Source organism: Nocardioides fonticola (assembly GCF_039536805.1).
Classification (GTDB): domain Bacteria; phylum Actinomycetota; class Actinomycetes; order Propionibacteriales; family Nocardioidaceae; genus Nocardioides; species Nocardioides fonticola.
In genome coordinates, this window is record NZ_BAAAZH010000037.1 from 38,931 (window position 1) to 59,960 (window position 21,030).

The 21,030-nt window shown below is 73.2% G+C and carries 20 protein-coding genes; 12 read left to right on the forward strand and 8 right to left on the reverse strand.

What is annotated here, in order from left to right; all coding sequences use genetic code 11:
* Positions 1–16 precede the first annotated feature (16 nt).
* Together ABD671_RS22165 and ABD671_RS22170 are read left to right on the forward strand one after the other, a co-directional pair.
* Positions 17–1,579: a leucyl aminopeptidase gene (locus ABD671_RS22165; RefSeq protein WP_344735704.1), complete on the forward strand. Its 1,563-nt coding sequence runs from the start codon at positions 17–19 to the stop codon at positions 1,577–1,579.
* Entirely contained in the window at positions 1,576–1,935 is a 360-nt protein-coding gene (locus tag ABD671_RS22170; RefSeq protein ID WP_344735705.1) for a hypothetical protein, read from the forward strand. The genes ABD671_RS22165 and ABD671_RS22170 overlap by 4 nt, the downstream gene beginning before the upstream one ends.
* A 100-nt stretch (positions 1,936–2,035) precedes the next feature.
* Here the strand turns inward: ABD671_RS22170 and ABD671_RS22175 are convergent, their stop codons facing one another.
* Positions 2,036–2,701 (reverse strand): O-methyltransferase, encoded by a 666-nt coding sequence (locus ABD671_RS22175; RefSeq protein ID WP_344735706.1) that lies wholly within the window; start codon positions 2,699–2,701, stop codon positions 2,036–2,038.
* Positions 2,702–2,838: 137 nt separating this feature from the next.
* On the opposite strand from ABD671_RS22175, the gene sigE reads away from it, so the two are divergent.
* The 3 genes from sigE to ABD671_RS22190 all read left to right on the forward strand — a co-directional run bounded on the left by sigE (position 2,839) and on the right by ABD671_RS22190 (position 5,470).
* Positions 2,839–3,474, forward strand: a complete 636-nt coding sequence (sigE, locus tag ABD671_RS22180) for an RNA polymerase sigma factor SigE (RefSeq protein ID WP_344735707.1) — start codon at positions 2,839–2,841, stop codon at positions 3,472–3,474.
* Positions 3,474–3,974 (forward strand): zf-HC2 domain-containing protein, encoded by a 501-nt coding sequence (locus ABD671_RS22185; protein WP_344735708.1) that lies wholly within the window; start codon positions 3,474–3,476, stop codon positions 3,972–3,974. Before sigE ends, ABD671_RS22185 begins: the two co-directional genes overlap by 1 nt.
* Positions 3,975–4,054: 80 nt before the next feature.
* A complete protein-coding gene (locus ABD671_RS22190; protein ID WP_344735709.1) occupies positions 4,055–5,470 on the forward strand; it encodes a S1C family serine protease in 1,416 nt (471 codons plus the stop codon).
* Positions 5,471–5,492: 22 nt separating this feature from the next.
* Here ABD671_RS22190 and ABD671_RS22195 read toward each other — a convergent pair whose 3' ends face one another.
* Complete coding sequence (locus ABD671_RS22195; RefSeq protein WP_344735710.1) at positions 5,493–5,777, reverse strand: helix-turn-helix domain-containing protein; 285 nt, start codon at positions 5,775–5,777, stop codon at positions 5,493–5,495.
* A 101-nt stretch (positions 5,778–5,878) separates the two neighbouring features.
* Between ABD671_RS22195 and ABD671_RS22200 the strand changes: the two genes are divergently transcribed.
* Positions 5,879–6,520 carry an SAF domain-containing protein gene (locus ABD671_RS22200; protein WP_344735711.1) on the forward strand — a complete coding sequence of 214 codons (642 nt, stop codon included), beginning with the start codon at positions 5,879–5,881 and terminating at the stop codon, positions 6,518–6,520.
* 1 nt (position 6,521) lies between these two features.
* Positions 6,522–7,928 (forward strand): CpaE/TadZ family protein, encoded by a 1,407-nt coding sequence (locus ABD671_RS22205; RefSeq protein ID WP_344735712.1) that lies wholly within the window; start codon positions 6,522–6,524, stop codon positions 7,926–7,928.
* On the opposite strand, the gene ABD671_RS22210 is transcribed toward ABD671_RS22205, so the two are convergent.
* Both ABD671_RS22210 and ABD671_RS22215 read right to left on the reverse strand, forming a co-directional pair.
* Positions 7,907–9,262, reverse strand: a complete 1,356-nt coding sequence (locus ABD671_RS22210) for a hypothetical protein (RefSeq protein ID WP_344735713.1) — start codon at positions 9,260–9,262, stop codon at positions 7,907–7,909. The two genes, ABD671_RS22205 and ABD671_RS22210, sit on opposite strands and share 22 nt — an antisense overlap.
* A 2-nt stretch (positions 9,263–9,264) precedes the next feature.
* Entirely contained in the window at positions 9,265–9,720 is a 456-nt protein-coding gene (locus ABD671_RS22215) for a hypothetical protein (protein ID WP_344735714.1), read from the reverse strand.
* A 136-nt stretch (positions 9,721–9,856) separates the two neighbouring features.
* On the opposite strand from ABD671_RS22215, the gene ABD671_RS22220 reads away from it, so the two are divergent.
* The 3 genes from ABD671_RS22220 to pruA are packed head-to-tail and all read left to right on the forward strand — an operon-like array spanning position 9,857 to position 13,341.
* Positions 9,857–11,326 carry a WS/DGAT/MGAT family O-acyltransferase gene (locus ABD671_RS22220; protein ID WP_344735716.1) on the forward strand — a complete coding sequence of 490 codons (1,470 nt, stop codon included), beginning with the start codon at positions 9,857–9,859 and terminating at the stop codon, positions 11,324–11,326.
* Complete coding sequence (locus tag ABD671_RS22225; RefSeq protein WP_344735717.1) at positions 11,326–11,658, forward strand: DUF6912 family protein; 333 nt, start codon at positions 11,326–11,328, stop codon at positions 11,656–11,658. Before ABD671_RS22220 ends, ABD671_RS22225 begins: the two co-directional genes overlap by 1 nt.
* Positions 11,659–11,712: 54 nt before the next feature.
* Positions 11,713–13,341, forward strand: coding sequence for an L-glutamate gamma-semialdehyde dehydrogenase (gene pruA, locus ABD671_RS22230; RefSeq protein ID WP_344735718.1), 1,629 nt, complete (start codon positions 11,713–11,715; stop codon positions 13,339–13,341).
* A gap of 148 nt (positions 13,342–13,489) precedes the next feature.
* On the opposite strand, the gene ABD671_RS22235 is transcribed toward pruA, so the two are convergent.
* From ABD671_RS22235 to ABD671_RS22250, 4 genes are read right to left on the reverse strand one after another with little or no spacing between them, the layout of a single operon-like run.
* A complete protein-coding gene (locus ABD671_RS22235) occupies positions 13,490–13,714 on the reverse strand; it encodes a hypothetical protein (RefSeq protein WP_344735719.1) in 225 nt (74 codons plus the stop codon).
* Positions 13,715–13,759: 45 nt separating this feature from the next.
* Positions 13,760–13,984: a hypothetical protein gene (locus ABD671_RS22240; RefSeq protein ID WP_344735720.1), complete on the reverse strand. Its 225-nt coding sequence runs from the start codon at positions 13,982–13,984 to the stop codon at positions 13,760–13,762.
* 52 nt (positions 13,985–14,036) lie between these two features.
* On the reverse strand, positions 14,037–14,522 hold the full coding sequence (locus ABD671_RS22245) for a DUF2505 domain-containing protein (protein ID WP_344735721.1): 486 nt from the start codon (positions 14,520–14,522) through the stop codon (positions 14,037–14,039).
* Positions 14,522–15,007: a DUF2505 domain-containing protein gene (locus ABD671_RS22250; protein WP_344735722.1), complete on the reverse strand. Its 486-nt coding sequence runs from the start codon at positions 15,005–15,007 to the stop codon at positions 14,522–14,524. The genes ABD671_RS22245 and ABD671_RS22250 overlap by 1 nt, the downstream gene beginning before the upstream one ends.
* A 39-nt stretch (positions 15,008–15,046) precedes the next feature.
* On the opposite strand from ABD671_RS22250, the gene ABD671_RS22255 reads away from it, so the two are divergent.
* On the forward strand, positions 15,047–15,883 hold the full coding sequence (locus ABD671_RS22255) for a tryptophan 2,3-dioxygenase family protein (protein ID WP_344735723.1): 837 nt from the start codon (positions 15,047–15,049) through the stop codon (positions 15,881–15,883).
* A gap of 156 nt (positions 15,884–16,039) precedes the next feature.
* Positions 16,040–20,926 (forward strand): NAD-glutamate dehydrogenase, encoded by a 4,887-nt coding sequence (locus tag ABD671_RS22260; RefSeq protein ID WP_344735724.1) that lies wholly within the window; start codon positions 16,040–16,042, stop codon positions 20,924–20,926.
* Positions 20,927–21,030 lie beyond the last annotated feature (104 nt).

Genomic DNA, 21,030 nt, shown 5'->3' on the forward strand with positions numbered 1-21,030 from the left:
CGAGGTTCGCATCATCGTGACGTCGTCCGCCCCGGTGACCGGGCTCCCGCCGCAGGTCGCCCCGCCCGGGTTCGCGCTCAGCCGCCCCGGGCCGCACGCCGTCCTCGGAGTCGACGTCGTCGCCCTCCCGGTCCTCTCCGGTGAGGGCGACGACGCCTCCCCGCTCCTCGGCCCCGGGGCCGAGGAGCTCGCCGACCAGCTCGGCATCGATCTGCTCGCCGTCCTCGAGGCCGCCCGGGCCACCGGGAAGACCGGCGAGATCACCACCGTGCCCGTCCCGCTCGGGGCCCCCGACAACGCCGACCTGCGCCAGGTGCTGCTCGTCGGCGTCGGTGCGCAGCGCCCCGTCGACCTGCGTCGTGCCGGTGCGGCCCTGGCCCGCGCCGTGCGCGACCGCGACGCCGTGGCCACCTCGCTCGCCGCCGTCGGCGACGACACGGGGCTCGAGGCCGTCGTCGTCGGCATGATGCTCGGCTCCTTCCAGTTCCACTGGCGTTCCGGCGACCCGGCCTGGCGTCCGGTCGGCCGCGTCGTCCTCGCCGCCGCCGACCCGGGTCTCCAGCCGGTGCTGGAGCGGGCGATCGCGATCGGCGGCGCCGCCTGGCGCGCCCGCGCGCTGGCCACCGTGCCCTCGAACCTGAAGAACCCGGCCTGGCTGGCCGAGCAGGCCGCCGAGGTCGCGCGGGAGGCCGCGCTCGAGGTCCGTGTCTGGGACGAGAAGCAGCTCGCCGCCGAGGGGTTCGGGGGCATCCTCGCCGTCGGCGCCGCCTCGGCCACCCCGCCGCGGCTGATCCGTCTCGACTACACCCCGCGCCGCGCTGGGCGGCGCACCCCGACCGTCGTGCTGGTCGGCAAGGGCATCACCTTCGACTCCGGCGGCCTCTCCATCAAGCCCGGCGAGGCGATGGTGAGCATGAAGCGCGACATGACCGGCGCCGCCGTCGTCCTCTCGACGATGGCCGCGCTCGCCGCGGTCGGATGCCCGATCAAGGTCGTCGGCCTGCTCGCGTGCGCCGAGAACGCCGTCTCCGGCACCGCGATGCGCCCCGGCGACGTCATCCGCCACTACGGCGGCCGCACCAGCGAGGTCACCAACACCGACGCCGAGGGGCGCCTGGTCATGGCCGACGCCCTCGCCTACGCCGTGGAGAAGATCGAGCCGGCGGCCCTCGTCGACGTCGCCACGCTCACCGGCGCGATGAAGGTCGCGCTCGGTCAGCGCACCGGCGGCTACTTCGCCAACGACGACGCCCTGGCCACGGCCCTGGCCGAGGCCGGCGAGAGCGCCGGCGAGCCGCTGTGGCGGCTGCCGCTGTTCGCCGGGTACGAGGACAAGCTCTCCTCCCCGATCGCCGACGCCGACAACGCCGCCGGCGGGCCGGGCGCCATCACGGCCGCCCTGTTCCTCCAGCACTTCGTCGGCGGCCTGCCGTGGGCCCACCTCGACATCGCCTCGGTGGGCGACTCGCCCGCCGACACCTTCGAATGGACGCCGGGTCCCACCGGCTTCGGCGCCCGCGCCCTGCTGGGCTGGCTCGGCTCGGCCGAGCCGCTCGCCGGCGTCGGAGCGGGCCGATGAGCCGCACGCCCGCCCCCCAGCCGGGGCTCACGGTGCGCTGGTCGCTGGTCGGCACCGCCGACGACATCGTCGACGAGTTGGCCACCTACGTCGAAGGCACGTCCCACGCGCGGTTCACCGGCATGTCGGGACTGCGGTTCAAGACCTGGCGCGCCGTCCGCGGCGCCTGGTTCGAGGGGGCCTACGTCTTCGCCTCGGAGGAGGCGCGGGCCGACTTCCAGGCCAGCTTCACCGCTGCCGCCGCCACCTCGCCGGTCAGCGTCATCGTCGGCGCCCCGCCGATCCTCATCGAGCCCTGCGAGATCATCGCGGTCGCCGAGGGCTGGGACGGCTTCGAGGCCAAGCCCCGCTACTGACCGCTCGCCGCCGGTGGTCGAGGTGCGACGAGCGCCAGCGAGGAGCCTCGAGACCCGGTGAGTCGACCGCCGTCCGGTACCGGTCGTCGTCGCGCGGAGCTCAGTCGGCCTCCGGCACCCATACCTTCTTCGCGCACAGCAGGCCGTCGCCGATCGGGAGCAGCACCGAGACGAGGTCGTCGCGGGCGGCGATGGTGCGGCCGAGCTCGCGGATCGCGGTGGTCTCCTCGTCGCGCTGGGCCGGATCGGCCACCCGGTCGTGCCACAGGGCGTTGTCGAAGGCCACCACGCCACCGGGGCGCAGCAGGCGCAGCGCCTCGGCCAGGTAGGCGGAGTACTCGGCCTTGTCGCCGTCGCAGAACACCAGGTCGTAGTGGCCGTCGGTCAGCCGCGGCAGGACGTCGAGGGCGGCGCCGGAGATGGTGCGCGCCCGCTGGGGCGCGATCCCGGCGTCGGTGAAGGTCTGCCGGGCCAGGCGCTGGTGCTCGGCCTCGATGTCGACGGTGGTCAGGACGCCGTCCGACCGCATGCCGCGCAGCATCCACAGCCCCGAGACGCCGGTGCCGGTGCCGATCTCCACCACGGCGCGCGCGTCGAGCACCGAGGCCAGGAACCGCAGCATCGCGCCGCCCCCAGAGCCGATCGGCGAGACGCCGACCTCCTGGGCCCGCGCCCGGGCGGCGGCGAGGATCTCGTCCTCGACCACGAAGGACTCCGCGAAGGTCCAGCTCGCGGGGGCGACGGGCGGCAGCGACGAGGTCGACATGGCCGCAACCTATCGCGCACGCGACCCTCCGCCCGGGAACACCGGCTGCGGGTCATCCGTTGGAGCGATCACAGACTCCTCTCAGGCGGCCCGGCTAGGGTCGGCACCACGACGGGAGTCCCTCGAAGGAGAGCGTGATGAACCGACCGTCCGGCGACACCGGCGGCATCAGCGAGACCACCACCGGCTCGGGCGCGACGCCCGGGGTCCCCACGTGGGACGAGATCGTCGAGCAGCACTCCGACCGCGTCTACCGCCTCGCCTACCGGCTCACCGGCAACCGCCCCGACGCCGAGGACCTCACCCAGGAGGTCTTCGTCCGCGTCTTCCGCTCCCTCGACTCCTACACGCCGGGCACCTTCGAGGGCTGGCTGCACCGCATCACCACGAACCTCTTCCTCGACCAGGCGCGCCGCAAGCAGAAGATCCGCTTCGACGCCCTCTCCGACGAGCGTGCCGACCGGCTGCGCAGCACCGCGCCCGGCCCGGACGCCGCCTTCCATGACCAGCGCTTCGACGACGACATCGAGCGCGCCCTGGCCACCCTCCCGCCCGACTTCCGCGCCGCGGTCGTCCTGTGCGATGTCGAGGGCCTCTCCTACGAGGAGATCGCCGAGATCCTCGGCGCCAAGCTGGGCACCGTCCGCTCGCGCATCCACCGCGGCCGCTCCATGCTGCGCGCCGCGCTGTCCCACCGCGCGCCCGGCCGTGGCCGTACCCGCTTCTCCGGCCCCACCCTGGAGCCGGTCGCGCTCCTGCCGAGGACGCCCTGATGGCGCACCTGGGAGCGCGGGTCAGCGCCCTCCTCGACGGGCAGTTGAGCCCCGAGGAGGCCGATCGCGCCTGGGCGCACGTGCACGGCTGCCACGCCTGCCGTGACCTCGTCGAGCGGGAGGGCTGGATCAAGACCCGGCTCTCCGGCCTCTCCCAGACCTCCGCCACCGGAGCCCCGGCCGACCTCAAGGGCATGCTCAAGGGCCGACTGGCCGACCTCGGCGCCGACGACGGCGACGCCTCCGCTTTCGAGCCGGCCTTCGACGGCTCGGCCGGCGACTTCTACCTGGCGCTCGCCGCGGGCGAGCGCAGCCGTCGCACCTCCCTCGCGCTCGCCGCGATCGGCGGCGGCGCCGTCGGTGCCGCCGTGATGGGGGTGCTGACCCTGGGCGCCGCCCCGGCCGACGCGCCCACCGTGCAGCAGCCCACCGTCTCGATCCGCACCCCCGTGGGCGGGGTGGGCGAGCCGGTCACCACCATCCGTCGCCTGACGCCCTGAGCCCTGCAGCGGGGCGCCGGGCGCTGAGTCGCCGTCCGTGCTGAGCCGTCCGTGCTGGGGCGACCCGGCATGATGGGCGCGTGAGCGACCCGCACGACGAGCGACCGGACGAGCGACCGGACGGCACGCCCCCACCGGAGGACACCGACCGCTGGGCGTCGTCCGCAGCACCCGTGCCGCCGGCACCGCCCACGCCGCCCACGCCGCCCACGCCGTCAGCGCCGTCAGCGCCGTCAGCGCCGTCAGCACCGTCGGAGCAGTCGCCCTGGGCTCCGCCCCCCGTCGACCGCCTCGTCGCGCCCGGCTCCGTGCCCGGCGAGTTCGACCCGGCGCCGGCAGCGCCCGCGGCACCGACAGCCCCCGGCGCCCACCTGGTCACCCGACCCCGCGGCGCCGCCCCGGCCGGCTGGGTCTGGCCCGCCGTCGGCGCGGTGGCGCTGGTCGTCGGTCTCCTCGGCGGCTTCATCGGCTCGGCCGCGTTCCGTGCCGTCGACGACGACACCACCACGATCGGACCCGTCTCCACCGGCCTCGACGGCGTCGACCTGGCCACCGAGGCGCCCCTCCAGGCCCCCGACGGCACCGTCGCCAACGTCGCGCAGGCCGTGCTGCCCAGCACCGTGCAGATCCTCGCCGCCTACCAGGGCCAGGACGACGGCGCCACCGGCTCGGGCTTCGTGCTCGACCGGCAGGGCCACATCATCACCAACAACCACGTGGTCGCCGACGCCGCCGAGAGCGACGGGGCGATCCACATCGTCGACCAGGACGGCGTCCGCTACGACGCCGAGATCGTCGGCCGCAGCGCCGTCTACGACATCGCCGTGCTGAGCGCCCCGAAGGCGGTGGGCCTCCAGCCGGCGTCCCTCGGCGCCTCCCGCGGCCTGCGCGTCGGCGAGACGGTCGTGGCGTTCGGCTCGCCCCTGGGCCTCTCCTCCACCGTCACCGCCGGCATCGTCTCCGCGCTCCAGCGCCCGGTCACCACCGGCGAGTCGGCCGACGAGTCCTCCTACATCAACGCCGTGCAGACCGATGCGGCGATCAACCCGGGCAACTCCGGTGGCCCGCTGGTCGACCTGCTCGGCCGGGTCGTCGGGGTGAACTCCGCGATCGCGACCACCGGCGGCACCGGCGAGGCCGGCAGCATCGGCGTCGGGTTCGCCATCCCGATCGAGCAGGTGCGCATCACCGCCGACCAGATCCTGCGCACCGGCGAGGCGCAGTACCCCGTGATCGGCGCGAAGGTCGCCACCGGCGGTCAGGACGACGGCGAGGGCGCCGTCATCAGCGAGATCATCGCCGGCGGGGCCGCGGCCGCGGCCGGACTGCGCGAGGACGACCGCATCACCGAGGTCGACGGCGTGCGGGTCACCGACGGCATCGGCCTCATCGTCGCCATCCGCACCCATCAGCCCGGCGAGAGCGTGCCGTTCACCGTGGTGCGCGACGGCGAGACCCGCACGATCGACATCACGCTGCGTGCCGAGACCGGCTGACCCGGTCGGCTGCCGGGGGAGCTCAGTCCTCGCCCAGCGCGTCGACCCGGTCGTCGGCCCGGTCGTCAGCCCGGTCGTCAGCACGGTCGTCGACGAACGGGTGCTCGTCGACGAAGGCCCGCGTCTCGGCGTACATGCGCGCGATGAACTCCTCGAGCTGGCTCGCCTCGACCCGCCACTGACCGCGCCCGCCGATCTTGATCGCGGGCAGCTCGCCGCGACGCACGAGCGCGTAGACCTGCGCGCTGGAGGTGTTGAGCACCTCGGCGACGTCGGCGAGGGTGAGGAAGCGGGGCTGGCCGGCCATGGCCCCATCGTCGCATCGACCGCCGTCGGCGCGACCCGGCGGCCCCGGCCCCTGTGGAGGAGCAGGTTTGGCGGACGGCGTCCCGCTCCAGACTGAGAGGCATGGATCTCGGGATCTCACCCTCCGCCGTGACGCGCGCCCCGGCGCCCGCGCTGCGGCTGCGCCGCCCCGGCTGGCGCGATCCACGCCTGTGGGTCGGCATCGCGCTGGTCGCCGGGTCGATCCTGCTGGGCGCGCGACTGCTCGCCGGCGCCGACGACACCACCGGTGTCTGGGCCGCGCGCACCGATCTCCCGGCGGGGTCCCGCATCACCGCCGACGACCTCGAGGTCGAGCAGGTGCGGCTCGACGCCGCCACCGCCGACGGCTACCTGTCAGCCGACACCCCGGTACCCGAGGGCTGGAGTCTGCAGCGCACGGTCGGCGCGGGGGAGCTGCTCCCACGGGCCGCCGTCGGTGCGAGCACCGACACCGTCGAGGTCCCCGTGGCGGTGGCGCCCGAGCAGATCCCCGGATCCGTCGTGGCCGGGTCGGTCGTCGACGTCTACCTGCTCGACGCCCGCGCGGAGGGTCCGGCCCTGGAGGCCGTCACCGTGCTCGACGCCTCCCTCCCCGACGAGGAGCTCGCCGTCAGCGGGGCGCGTCGGCTGGTGCTCGCCGTCCCGCAGGCCGACGCCGCCGGGTTCCTGCGGGCGTTGGGCGCCGAGTCCGACCCGCGCGTGACCGTGGTGCGGCGGGGCTGAGATGGCCGGGCGTCCCGTCGTCGTCCTGCTCGCGGGTGCGGGCGCGGGGTGGGAGTCCCCGGTGCTGGCCGCCGCCCAACGGCGTCCCGACGTGGTGGTGCTGCGCCGCTGCGTCGACGTCGAGGACCTCCTCGCCGCCACGGCGTCCGGCCAGGCCGACGTCGCGGTGGTGGCCCTCGACGCCGTCGGTCTCGATCTTGCCGCGGTCGACCGGCTCCATCGCGACGGCGTCGCGGTCGTGGGCGTGCTGCCGGAGGGCGGTGCGCTGGAGCAGGCCCGCGAGCACGCCGCCCGCATCGGGCTGGAGTCCGTCGGCCTCGGCGACGACGTCGAGGGGTTGATCGGCGCGATCGTGGCCGCGCCGGGGCAGCGGGCCGCGCGACCGACCCGCGCACCGCATCCCACGACGGGCGATGCCGCCAACCGCCATCGGGGCGAGCCCGACGCCGACCGCCCGGCCGACGATCCGGCCCGGCCCGCGACCACCGGACGCCGGGTGGCCGAGCCTTCGCTGCCGGGCTCCGACCTGGCCGCTGGCCCGACCGGCGACCTCACCGGCGACTCGACCGGCGACCCGTTCGGCGATCCGGCCGAGGCCTCGGGCCGGGTGCTGGTCGTGTGGGGTCCGGCCGGCGCGCCGGGTCGCACCACCACGGCCGTGGCCCTCTCCGCGGCGGCGGCCGCCGCGGGCCGTCCCAGCGTGCTGGTCGACGTCGATCCCTACGGCGGCGCGGTCGCCCAGCATCTCGGGGTGCTCGAGGAGGTCTCGGGCCTGCTGGCCGCGAGCCGACTGGCCGCCGGCGGCACCCTCGGTGTCGGGGTGCACGGCGTCGTGCGCGGTCTCGGGCCGGGGTGGAGCGTCGTCACCGGGCTTCCGCGCCCCGACCGCTGGAGCGAGGTGCGGCCCGGCACCGTCACCGATCTCCTCGAGGCGTTGCGGGTGGTCGGCGACGTCGTGGTCGATGCGGGTCCCGGGCTCGAGGAGGACCCCTACGCCGAACTGGCCGGCCGGGCCGCGCGCGACCAGACCACCCTGGAGGCGCTGGCGGTCGCCGACGAGATCGTCGTGGTGCTCGGCCCCGACCCCGTCGGACTCAGCCGCGGCGCCCGCGGCCTGGCGACGCTCGCCGAGGTCACCGGCGGCCGACCGGTGCGGGTCGTCGTCAACCGGATGCGCTCCTCCCTCGGCTGGTCCGAGCGCGACATCCTGGCCCTGGTGCGCGGCTTCCCCGGCGTGACGGAGGTGCACACGGTGCCCGACGACCGCGGCGCCGTCGACCGCGCCCTGGCGGCGGGCCGTGCGGTCACCGACCACGACGGCGCCGCGGCGCGGGCGTTCCGTGCGGTCGCGCAGGAGCTGGCGCGCCGGGAGGCCGTGGCCCTCGGTCAGGCCGCGAACAGCAGGTAGAGCCCACCGGCGGTGAAGGCCACCATCGCGACCAGCAGCGGCAGCTGACCGGTCACCTGATGCTGCTTGGGCAGCAGCTTGATGGCCCGGTCGTGGGCGGCGATGACGCCGAGCACGTGGCCGACGACCACCGAGATCACTTTGGTGTTGGCCAGGAACGTCGGGTGGTAGCTGAGCCAGTAGTCGACGCTGAGATTGCCGGTGCCCAGGTAGTTCGAGCCGTCGCTGAGCGGATCGCTGGCCCGGATCAGGGTGTCCTGGCCGACCTCGACGAGGTAGGAGAGGTAGTGGGCGACGATGTAGCCCACGATGATCGGGATCACCGAGTGGGCGAAGAGCCGCGGCAGATCGCGTCGCCGCTGATCGGGGCCGACGCCCGTGCTCGCCGTCCCGATCCAGAACACCAGACCGACGCCCAGGCAGAAGACCAGCAGGCCGGCGTTGTTGGCCAGCTGGTTGGCCCAGTTGTGGTCCTTGACGACCGGCGTGGTCTGGATGAAGGAGATCCAGTGGCTGGAGTCCTTGAAGGAGTCGAAGGCGGTGCTGCCGAAGAGCACCGCCACGACCGCCACCAGGCCCGGCCGCGGGACGACGGTGTCGAGGTTGGCCAGCGGGCTGCGCACGATGATCGCGCCGTCGCGGCGTCCCCACATCGAGAGCTTCGCGACCAGCGAGGAGTAGACCTCGAAGGGGTCGGCGCGCTCGTAGAAGGTGGTGCCGAACAGGGCGCCGCCGAGCAGCATCGCGGCCACGTAGATCGCGAACCACAGGCGCACCGGGCCGAGCTCGGTGGAGTAGGGGTAGACCAGCTCCATCCACACGAAGGCGTAGAGCCCGAACGCCGCCGGCCAGTAGCCCAGACGCTCGGGGTAGGTGAAGACGCCGCTGTCGGGGCTGCCGCCGGAGACCTTCGCGAAGAGCAGGTTGATGGTGCGGACCGGGCTGATCGCCTTCCACACCGGGCCCAGCAGCACGCTGAGCGGCACCAGCCCGACCCACCACCACACGTAGAACATCCCGAAGAACGGGTTGGTGAGCAGGTCCTTGCCGAACACCGCCGCGAAGGTCGCCCAGCAGAACACCGCCATGCCGAAGGTGCGCGCGAGCACCCGGAAGGCGAGGGAGTCGACCACGGTGGTCAGCAGGGACGGCGCCGGGGTGCCGCTGGTGGCCTCGTCGAAGCGCGGGGTGCGCCACGCGACCGCGAGCACGACGAAGGAGACCGTCAGGGCGGCGACGGCGCCGAGGATCGCCAGCTCGGGCGAGATCGGCAGGTCCTTCGCGCCGCCGATGCCGTGCGCGACCGGGACGTCGGTCGCGGCGGTGAGCCCCACGGTCAGGAGACTTCGAGCTGGACGATGACCTTGTCCAGCGTGTGCGACTCGATGGTCACGATGCCGGGCTGGTCGAGTCCCGAGATCGTCAGCTGGGTGGAGCCGGCCTCGTACTCGAACTCCTGCTCGGGGGTCGAGTGCACGTGGATCTCGCCCGGGGCGTCGGCGGTGACGTCGAGGACGACGTCCTGCCCGACCTTGACCGGGATGCGGTCGCCGTTGGGGGTCACGTTCGAGCCGTCGACGGTGATCGCGATGGTGACCGCGTCGGAGCTGCCGGTGTCCGAGCCGGTATCCGAGCCGGAGGCGGTCGGCGAGCTCGACGAGCTCGACGAGCTGGGAGTGCTCGACGAGCTGGTGGACCCTGAGGAGCCCGAGGCGGTGCTCTCGGAGTCGTCGCCGCAGGCGGCGGCGGTGAAGAGCAGCGGCACGAGGACGGCGGCGGCGAGTCGGCGCATGGTGGGACCTGTTCTGCGACGGGACGGCGGGCGGGGCCGGCTGCGACGACGGGGCCGGCGAGACCGTCCCCGGCTGCCGCCGGACCTCTGACAGAATCGCACGCGTCGCCAACGTGCCTCGAGGAAGGGGGGTCCCATGGGTCAGCGCCTGCGCCCCGCTGAGGTCGCGCTGCTCGCCGAGGAGTCGCCGGCCACCCCGAAGCACAACGCCACGGTCGAGATCTTCGAGCCCGGCGAGTCCGGCTTCGACTACGAGCGGCTGCTCGAGCTCATCGCCGACCGCATCGCCTTCGTGCCCCGCTACCGCCAGCGCCTCCAGACGGTGCCCGGCGGGCTGGCCAACCCCTCCTGGGTCGACGACCCGGCCTTCGACCTGCGCTACCACGTGCGCCGCTCCGCGCTGCCGCGTCCGGGCAGCCTCGAGCAGCTGCGCGAGCTGGTCTCCCGCATCGTGTCCCGCCCGCTCGACCGCTCCAAGCCGCTGTGGGAGATGTACGTCGTCGAGGGCCTGTCCGGCGGCCGGGTCGCGCTGCTCTCCAAGGCCCACCAGGTGCTCGTCGACGGCGTTGAGACCGTCGACCTCGGCCAGGTGCTGCTCGACAACAGTCCGAGCCCGAAGTCGCTGGGTGCCGACGACTGGCGCCCGAAGCGCCCCGCCTCCCCGGGCGGCGTCGTCCTCGAGGCGATCGGCGACTCCCTGAAGGACCCCGACGTGCTGGCCGACACCGTCCGCACGGTCAGTGGCACCGTGCTGCGCAACGCCGCCGACGCGCGTCGCTCGGCGCGTCGCACGGTCGCCGGCCTCACCGGACGCCGTACCGAGCCGCGCGGTCAGATCGCCGCCCGGCACTCCCAGCAGCGTCGGGTCGTGTCGGTGCTCACCGAGCTCGACGCCTACAAGCGCATCCGCGACGTCCACGGCGGCACCGTCAACGACGTCATCCTGGCCACGATCACCGGCGGCCTGCGCGGCTGGCTGCTCACCCACGACGAGTCGCTGCGCGGCTTCCAGCAGGTGCGGGCCGTCGTCCCGGTCTCGGTGATCGACCGGGAGCTGCAGGCCACCTCGCTCGGCAGCCAGATCGCGCCCCACTTCGTGGAGCTGCCGGTCGGCGAGCCGAGCCCGGTGGTGCGGCTGCACCAGGTCTCCTACTCCTTCCAGGCCCACAAGGAGACCGGCCGCGGCGTCGCCGCCAACCGGCTCGCCGGCATCGCGGGCTTCGCTCCGACGACCTTCCACGCGATCGGTGCCCGGGTGGCGGCCGAGCAGGGTCGCCGCGCCTTCCAGCTGATGGTCACCAACGTGCCCGGCCCGCAGTCGCCGCTCTACGCCGCGGGCGCGGAGATGGTGGCCACCTACCCGGTGCCGCCGCTGCTGCCCGGCCACGCGCTCGCCGTCGGCGTCACCTCCTACAACGGCACGGTCGCCTACGGCATCACCGCCGACGGCGCCCGGGTGCCCGACGCCGACGTGCTCGGCCAGTGCCTCACCGAGGCGCTCGACGAGCTGCTCGACACGATCTCCGAGGCCCGGCCGCGGGCGCCGCGCGGACGCCGGCGTCCCAAGGCCGTCCGCTCGGGCGCCGCCACGGAGGCCCGCTCGTGATGCGGGTCTACGTGCCGGCCAGCTTCGCCGAGCTCGCCCGCTTCCACGCCGACGGCGTCGTCCCGACCACCGACGCGGTGCTCGCCGAGGACACCTCGGAGGAGGCCGAGTACGACGCACTCATGGAGGCCGCCGTCCTCTCGGCCGAGCGGGCCGCGGCCACCGACGACCCGCGTCGGGTCGTCATCGCCGTCGACGTCACCACGCCGGGCGTCAACGCCCCGCTGGCCGACGTCGCCAGCGTGCACGTCGACCCCGCGCCCGGGGCCGACCCCGACGACGACCTCGCCTGGTACGCCCGGCAGGAGATCGCGATCCTGCTGGGGGAGTGAGGCCCCGCTCCGCGGGCTCGGAGGCCGCCCGGGCGGTGTGACACGATCGCCCGCATGGACGGACTCACCCACCCACCGATCCCCGTCAACGAGCCGAACCTCACCTACGGTCCCGGCACTCCCGAACGCGACGCGCTGCTCGCCGAGATCGATCGTCTCGAGAGCACGACCCACGACCTCCCGGCCTACATCGGGGGCGAGTGGCGCCGCGGCGCGGGCGAGGAGATCGCCGTCGTGCAGCCGCACGACCACGCCCACGTGCTCGGCACCACCCACGGCAGCACCCGCGCGGACGCCGAGGCGGCCATCGCCGCCGCCCAGGAGGCGGCCCCCGCCTGGCGTGCGCTGCCCTTCGACGAGCGGGCCGCCGTCCTGCTGCGCGCCGCCGACCTGCTGGCCGGGCCCTGGCGCCAGCGGCTGAACGCCGCCACCGTGCTCGGCCAGTCGAAGACCGCCTTCCAGGCCGAGATCGACTCCGCCTGCGAGCTCATCGACTTCTGGCGCTTCAACGTGCACTACGCCCGGCAGATCCTCGCCGAGCAGCCGATCGCCAACAGCCCCGGCGTGTGGAACCGCACCGACCACCGCCCGCTCGAGGGCTTCGTCTACGCCATCACGCCCTTCAACTTCACCGCCATCGCCGGCAACCTGCCCACCGCGCCCGCGCTCATGGGCAACACCGTGATCTGGAAGCCCTCGCCGACCCAGCAGCTCGCCGCGTCGCTCACGATGGAGCTGCTGATCGAGGCCGGCATGCCGCCGGGCGTCATCAACATGCTGCCCGGTGACGGCATCGCGGTCTCCGAGGCCGCGCTCACCCACCGCGACCTCGCCGGCATCCACTTCACCGGCTCCACGCCGACCTTCCAGCACCTGTGGCGCACCGTCGGCGAGAACATCGCCGGCTACCGCACCTACCCGCGGCTGGTCGGCGAGACCGGCGGCAAGGACTTCGTCGTCGCCCATCCCTCGGCCGACCCCGACGTCGTCCGCACCGCGCTGATCCGCGGCGCCTTCGAGTTCCAGGGCCAGAAGTGCTCGGCCGCCTCGCGGGCCTACATCGCCCGGTCGGTGTGGGAGCGTCTCGAGGACGAGTTGATCGCCCAGACCGAGGCGATCAGCGTGGGCGACCCCACCGACCTCACGCACTTCATGGGTGCGGTCATCGACGAGCGGGCCTTCCGCAAGCACGAGGCGGCGATCGCGCGCGCCCACGGCACCGACCACCTGCAGGTGATCGCCGGCGGCACCACCGACGACAGCACCGGCTGGTTCGTGCGCCCCACCATCGTGGTCTCCACCGACCCGACCGACGAGATGTTCACGACCGAGTACTTCGGCCCGATCCTCGTCGTGCACGTCTACGAGGACACCGACTTCGAGCGCGTCGTCACCGAGATGGAGTCGATCGCCCCCTACGCGCTCACCGGTTCGATCATCGCTCGCGACCGTTCGGCCGTCTCCTGGGCGCTCTCGACCCTGCGCTTCGCGGCCGGCAACTTCTACATCAACGACAAGCCCACCGGCGCCGTCGTCGGCCAGCAGCCCTTCGGCGGCGGTCGTGCCTCCGGCACCAACGACAAGGCCGGCGCGGCCAGCAACCTGCTGCGCTGGACCTCGCCGCGCTCGGTCAAGGAGACGTTCGTGCCGGCGACCGATTATCGGTACCCGTACATGGGGTGAGGTTGTCGGAATCACCGGTGCACCGGTGATTCCTGCACTTCTCAGGGGAAATTTCGGCCGATCAGTGACAGTTTCCCCTGAGAAGTCCATCCGGATATCGGACGACGTCGGGATCCGTGCCCGCCGACCCTCGGGCGGATGCCAGCCCTCAGCGGTCGAGCACGTCGAACAGCTGCGAGAGATCGGGCTGCGGTGCCCCGGGAGCCGACTCCCGGGGCACCGTCACGCAGGAGGCCTCCCGGGCCTCGACCGAGACGATCGCCAGGGCCTGGGAGAGGCAGAACGTGTGGCCGATGACGGCGTGGCGCGCGATCGCGATGCCGCCCAGCACCAGGGGCGCGACCAGCACGTAGATCAGTGCGCGCTGCAGCACGGCGGCTCCGTACGGTCCGGGGAGGGGACGGCGTCCCGGACGACGTCAGCCGTCGAGGACCGAGAGCAACTCTTCCATACGCGAGTGGCGCTGGGTCAAGGGCGGCCGGCCCGGCACGGTCAGGCAGGCGGCGTTGTAGGTCGCGCCCCGCGTCAGCGTGAACGAGTGATCGACGCAGTAGGTGCGGCCGGCGAACTCCTGCTGGGCGAGGTAGAACCCGCTCCCCAGCAGCGACAGCAGCAACCACGGCAGCAGTGCGCGACCCAGCAACGCTCAGCCCTCCCGGCGTCGGTGCGACGGGAGGGCCGGCGTCACGGCGTGATCACGCCTGGGCCAGGTACTCACGTCCCACCTTGTTCTCGGCCCGGAGCGCCTTGCTGAGCAGGTCGCCGATGAGGCCCTCGATCTTCGATCCCACGAGCGGGATCCGGACGGTGATCTCGAACTGCACGATCTCGGTGGTCGTGCCGCCCGCCTCGCTGAGGGAGACCGATCCGGTCATCTCGCCGGGCTTGCCCGGGATGGTCACCTCGACCCGCGCCTGCTCGGCGGAGGTCCAGGTCTCCTTCTGGACGATGTTGATCTCGTCGCCGACGAACTTCGTGGCGAACGAGGGGATCCCCCGGGCGGTCTGCACCTGGTCGACGACGACGCTCATGCCGGCGCCCGCGCCCTCGATGCGCACGTCGTGGCGGATGACGCCCTGGAACTCGCAGACCCGCTCCCGGAAGGCCGGGTCGGCCAGCATCGCCTGGACGGCGGCCAGCGGAGCGTCGTAGGTCAGCTCGAGACGGATCTTCTTCGACATCAGCGGTCACCCTTCAGCCAGGCCGTGCCCACGCGGTGCTCGGCGTCCATGCCGGCGATGATCCTGTCGGCGAGCAGCTTCTCCAACTTGCCGCCGATCAGCGGCACGGAGACCTTGATATCGAGCTCCACGGTCTCGACCGTGCCGGAGCCGGACGGCGCCAGGGTGATCGAGCCGCGGATCGTGGCCGGGCTGCCGGGCGCCTCGATGGCCAGCGTGCCGCCCTCGGGGCCGCTCCACTGCTCCTTCTGCACCGCCCGGGTGGTGGATCCGGCGAACTTCCGGGCGAAGGAGGGGAGGTCGTCGGTGCGCTGCACCTGGTCGACGACCACCGTCATCGCGCCGTCGGCGCCGGACTCGATCGAGACCTCGGCGGACACGACGTCCTGCGCCGCGCAGGCGGCCTCTCGGAAGGCCGGGGTGGCCAGCATCTGGTGGACCTCGGCCGGGGCGGCGTCGTAGGTCAGGGCGTGGTGGAATCTCACGGCCGTCATCCTGCCCGAGGCGTGCCCTATCGTCGCCGCATGTCGCACGACGACGCGCGCGCAGCCGCGATCACGGGGGATGACTCCGGGGGGCACATGGTGTCCTTCGGCGAGCAGGGCGCCCAGTTGACCTACGGTTCCTACCTTTCTCTGCCGCAGCTGCTCAGCGCCCAGCATCCGCAGACCGCGCCGCCGGCCCACGACGAGCTGCTGTTCATCACCATCCACCAGGTCTACGAGCTGTGGTTCCAGCAGTTGCTGCACGAGGTGGGGGAGGTGCGCACCGCGATGCAGGACGGCCGGCTGTGGTGGGCCCAGCACCTGCTCCAGCGCGTGCACGTGATCGAGCGGGTGCTGGTGCAGCAGGTCGACGTCCTGGAGACGATGACGCCGCAGGACTTCCTGGAGTTCCGCCAGCGCATCTCCCCGGCCTCGGGGTTCCAGTCGGTGCAGTTCCGCGAGCTGGAGTTCGTCTCCGGCGCGAAGGACCCCGCCTACCTCGAGCGGTTCCGCGGGCTCACCGAGGCCGAGGAGGAGCGGCTGCGCGTGCGGCTCGGCGAGCCGACGCTGTGGGACGCCTTCGTCGGGGTCATGGCCGCGGCCGGCCTGCCGGTCGAGGACGACGCCGCGGTGGCGGCGTCCCTGCGGGTCGTGGCCCACGACCGCGACCGCCATGCCGCGATCTGGGCGCTCGCCGAGGCGCTGCTCCAGCACGACGAGCTGGCCGCGAGCTGGCGCGCGCGGCACGTGGTGATGGTGATGCGGATGATCGGCGGCAAGTCCGGCACCGGCGGGTCGAGCGGCGCTGCGTACCTGCGCTCGCGGCTGCCGCTGCAGTACTACCCGCTGCTGTGGGAGCTGCGCTCGGAGCTGTGACCGACCCGGGCCGACCGGCGCCGGGTCGGCGCCGTGCGAGGCGGGCCTTCAGGTCTCCCTCGGCTCTGCCGATCACCTATCTGGGTCCCGAGACGGCGGATGTCGGGGCGTCGCTTGGTGACCCGGTCCCGACGTCCTAGCGTGGGAGATGTGTCAATGGCGACGCACGAACCCGAACTCGAAGAACTCCTCGACCGCGCAGCCGCTCTGGCGCGCACCGGCACCGGTTCCGGCGGGCCGCCCCACGACGACGTGGGCGCCCTGCTGTCGAACTACTACCGGCACGTGCCGGTCGACGACCTCAGCAGCCGCACCGACGCCGACGTCTACGGCGCGCTGGCCAGCCACTACCGGCTTGCGTCCGAGCGCCCGCAGGGCACCGCACGGGTGCGGGTGTTCACCCCGACCGTCGCCGAGCACGGCTGGTCGGCCGAGGGGCACAGCGTCGTCGAGATCGTCACCGACGACATGCCCTTCCTCGTCGACTCCGTGACGATGGAGCTCGGCGGCCAGCGGCGCGACGTCCACCTGGTCATCCACCCCCACGTCGACGTCGAGCGCGACATCACCGGCACGCTGCTGCGCGTCCACCCCGTCGAGGACGGCGCCGTCGACCCGCACGAGGGCACCGTGCGCGAGTCGTGGATGCACGTCGAGATCGACCGGCTGCCCGAGGGCGACGACCCCGCGGTCGTCGTCGACCGGGTGCAGCGGGTGCTGCGCGACGTCCGCGAGGCCGTCGAGGACTGGCCGCGCACCCGCCAGCGGATGCTCGACATCGCCGACGAGCTGCGCGCCGACCCGCCGCCGCTGCCGGCCGAGGAGGTGCGGCAGAGCGCCGACATGCTGAGCTGGCTGGCCGACGAGCACTTCACCTTCCTCGGCTACCGCGAGTACACCTTGGAGTCCGTGCCCGCCGAGGACGGCGCCGGCACCGACGACGTCCTGCGGGCCGTGCCGGGCAGCGGCCTGGGCATCCTGCGCGCCGACCAGGACCTCTCGGAGTCCTTCGCCCGGCTGCCCGAGCCCGTGCGGGCCAAGGCCCGTGAGCGCACCCTGCTGGTGCTGGCCAAGGCCAACAGCCGCGCCACCGTGCACCGCCCGGCCTACCTCGACTACGTCGGGGTCAAGACCTTCGGTCCCGACGGCGAGGTCGTCGGCGAACGCCGCTTCCTCGGCCTGCTCTCCTCGACCGCCTACGCCGAGTCGTTGACCCGCATCCCGCTGCTGCGCGAGCGCGCCGCGGAGGTGCTCAAGGAGTGCGGCTTCGACCCGCGCTCCTACGCGGGCCGGGCGCTCATGGACACCCTCGAGACCTATCCGCGCGACGAGCTCTTCCACACCCCGGTCGAGGAGCTCACGCCGATGGCCGTCGCGGCCATGCAGGCCCGCGAGCGCCGCGCCGTCCGCGCGATCGTGCGCCGCGACACCTACGGTCGCTACGTCTCGGTGCTCGTCTACCTGCCGCGCGACCGCTACAACACCGCGGTGCGCGAGCGGTTCAGCCAGATCCTCCTCGACCGGCTCGGTGGGGAGTCGGTGGAGTTCACCGTGCGCATCAACGAGTCGACCACCGCCCGCGTGCACTTCGTCGTCCGCCTGCCGCGCGGCGAGCAGATCCCGGCCATCGACGCCGGCGACCTCGAACGCCGTCTGGCCGAGGCGTCGCGCAACTGGCGCGACGACCTCCTCGGTGCCGTCATCGCCGAGTTCGGCGAGGAGTCCGGCACGGCGCTCGGCCGCCGGTACGCCGACGCGTTCCCCGAGGCCTACAAGGAGGACTTCTCCCCGCGCACGGCCGCCAACGACCTCGCGCGCCTGGAGGACCTCATCGACCAGGACGGCGAGGACGGCATCGACCTCGCGCTCTACGAGCAGGTCGACGCCGGTCGCGGCGAGGCCCGTCTCAAGGTCTACCGCGTGGGCAGCCCGCTCTCGCTCTCCGAGGTGCTGCCGATGCTCTCCAGCCTCGGCGTCGAGGTCGTCGACGAGCGGCCCTACGGCCTGCTCGGCCTCGACCGCCCCTGCCACATCTACGAGTTCGGGCTGCGCTACGGCCGCGAGCTCCCCGACCACGCGCGCGAGCTGGTGCAGGACGCCGTCCGTGCCGTGTGGGAGGGCCGCAACGAGGTCGACGGCTTCAACGGGCTCGTGCTCGCGGCCGGCCTGAACTGGCGCCAGACCACGGTGCTGCGCGCCTACGCGCGGTACCTGCGCCAGTGCGGCACGCCGTTCTCCCAGGACACCATCGAGGGTGCGCTCCAGGGCAACGTCGACATCACCCGGCTCCTCGTGCGGCTCTTCGAGGTGCGCTTCGACCCGGCCGCTGTCGCCGCGCGCGAGGCCGGCGAGGAGAGCCGCATCGTCGAGCGCATCGAGGCCGCGCTGGACGACGTCGCCAGCCTCGACCACGACCGCATCCTGCGCTCCTACCTCGCCCACATCCGGGCCACGCTGCGCACCAACTGGTACCAGCCCGACGCCGAGGGACTCTCGAAGACCTACCTCAGCCTCAAGCTCGACCCCTCGGCACTGCCCGATCTGCCCGAGCCGCGGCCGAGGTTCGAGATCTTCGTCTACTCGGCCCGGGTCGAGGGCGTGCACCTGCGGTTCGGCTCGGTCGCCCGGGGCGGCCTGCGGTGGTCCGACCGCCGCGACGACTTCCGCACCGAGGTGCTCGGTCTGGTGAAGGCGCAGATGGTGAAGAACACCGTCATCGTGCCGGTCGGCGCGAAGGGCGGGTTCGTCGCCAAGGAGCTGCCCGACCCCTCCGTCGACCGCGACGCCTGGCTCGCCGAGGGCATCGCCAGCTACCGCACCTTCATCAGCGGCCTGCTCGACATCACCGACAACCTCGTCGACGGCGTCGCCGTCCCGCCGCACTCGGTGGTGCGCCACGACGGCGACGACCCCTACCTCGTGGTGGCCGCCGACAAGGGCACCGCCACGTTCTCCGACATCGCCAACGACCTCGCGAAGTCCTACGGCTTCTGGCTGGGCGACGCCTTCGCCAGCGGCGGTTCGGTCGGGTACGACCACAAGGCCATGGGCATCACCGCCCGCGGTGCCTGGGTCTCGGTGCGCCGGCACTTCCGCGAGCGCGGCATCGACTGCCAGACCGAGGACTTCACCTGCGTCGGCATCGGCGACATGAGCGGCGATGTCTTCGGCAACGGCATGCTCTGCTCCGAGCACATCCGGCTCGTGGCGGCCTTCGACCACCGCGACATCTTCCTCGACCCCGACCCCGACGCGGCGGCGTCCTTCAAGGAGCGGCAGCGGATGTTCGAGCTGCCGCGCTCCTCCTGGCAGGACTACGACGAGTCGCTGATCTCCGAGGGCGGCGGCGTGTACTCGCGGTCGATGAAGTCGATCCCGATCAGCCCGCAGGTGCGTCGCGTGCTCGACCTGCCCGACGACGTCGAGCACCTCCCGCCGAGCGATCTCATGCGGGCGATCCTGGCCGCGCCGGTCGACCTGCTCTGGAACGGCGGCATCGGCACCTACGTCAAGGGTTCCTCCGAGCCGCACAGCGCGGTGGGCGACAAGGCCAACGACGCGATCCGCGTCGACGGTCGCGACGTGCGCGCCCACTGCATCGGCGAGGGCGGCAACCTCGGCCTGACCCAGGCCGGTCGCATCGAGTACGTCCAGCTGGGCAACGACGGCAACGGCGGCCGGGTCAACACCGACTTCATCGACAACTCCGCCGGCGTCGACACCTCCGACCACGAGGTCAACATCAAGATCCTGCTCGACCGGGTCGTCGCCGCCGGCGACCTCACCGAGAAGCAGCGCAACGCCCTGCTCGCCGAGATGACCGACGAGGTCGCCGCGCTCGTGCTGCGCGACAACTACGAGCAGAACCTCGCGCTGGCCAACGCCGCCGCGCACGCGCCGTCCCTGCTCCACGTGCACGAGGACTGGATGCGCGCCCTGGAGAAGGAGGGCGTGCTCCACCGCGAGATCGAGGGCCTGCCCTCGCGCACCGAGGTGCGGCGCCGGCTCGAACGGCACGAGGGGCTGACCACGCCGGAGCTCGCCGTCCTGCTGTCGTGGACCAAGATCGTGCTGGCCCAGGAACTCCTCGACTCCGACCTGCCCGACGACCCCTACCTCGACCAGGACCTCGTCGCGTACTTCCCCAGCGCCATGCGCGAGCGGTTCGCCGAGCAGATCCGCGAGCACCCGCTGCGCCGCGAGATCATCGTGACCCAGGTCGTCAACGACCTCGTCAACGGAGCCGGCCTCACCTACTGGCCGCGGCTGGCCGGCGAGACCGGGGCGACGGCCGCCGAGCTCACCCGCGCCAACTTCGTGGCGCGCGAGATCTACGCGTCCCTGCCGCTGCGCGAGGAGATCGCCTCCTTCGACAACCGGCTGCCCGCCACGGTGCAGACCCGCATGCGCATCGAGATGCGCACGCTCGTCGAGCGCGCCTCACGGTGGCTGGTCACCCACAAGCGGCCGCCGCTCGACAGCCAGGCGACCATCGACCAGTACGCCGCCCCGGTGCAGGAGACCCTCGCCCAACTGCCCGAGCTGATGAGCGGTCGCGAGCTCGAGGCCTACCAGGCTCGGCGCGACGAGCTCACCGACCTCGGGGTGCCGCGCGAGCTCGCCTCGCGGATCGCCGTCCTCCAGCCCGCCTACTCGGTGCTCGGGGTCGTCGACATCGCCGGCCGGCTCGCCCTCGACCCCGGCGACGTCGCCCATGTGCACTTCACCCTCGGCGAGCGGCTCGGCATCCCCGAGCTGGTCGAGCGGGTGCTGGCGCTGCCGCGCGAGGATCGCTGGCAGACGATGGCGCGCGCCGCGCTGCGCGACGACCTGCACGCCGTCCACGTCGCGCTCACCGGTCAGGTGCTCGCCCACACCGACGGCTCCCTCGGTGCCGCCGAGCGGGTCATCGCCTGGGAGGACACCGACGCCGTCCGCATCGGCCGTGCCGCCCGCACCCTGGAGGAGATCTGCGGCGACGACTCCGCCGACCTCGCCCGGATGTCGGTGGGGCTGCGGGTGGTGCGGGGGTTGCTGGGCTGAGGGCGGGAGTTTCCCCGCGCGGTTCCTGGGGGTGAGTGCCAGGGACTGCCCCCGCTTTGGTTGACGCTTAGCGGTTGCGGTGTTCAGGCCGCTTCTGCGGCCGC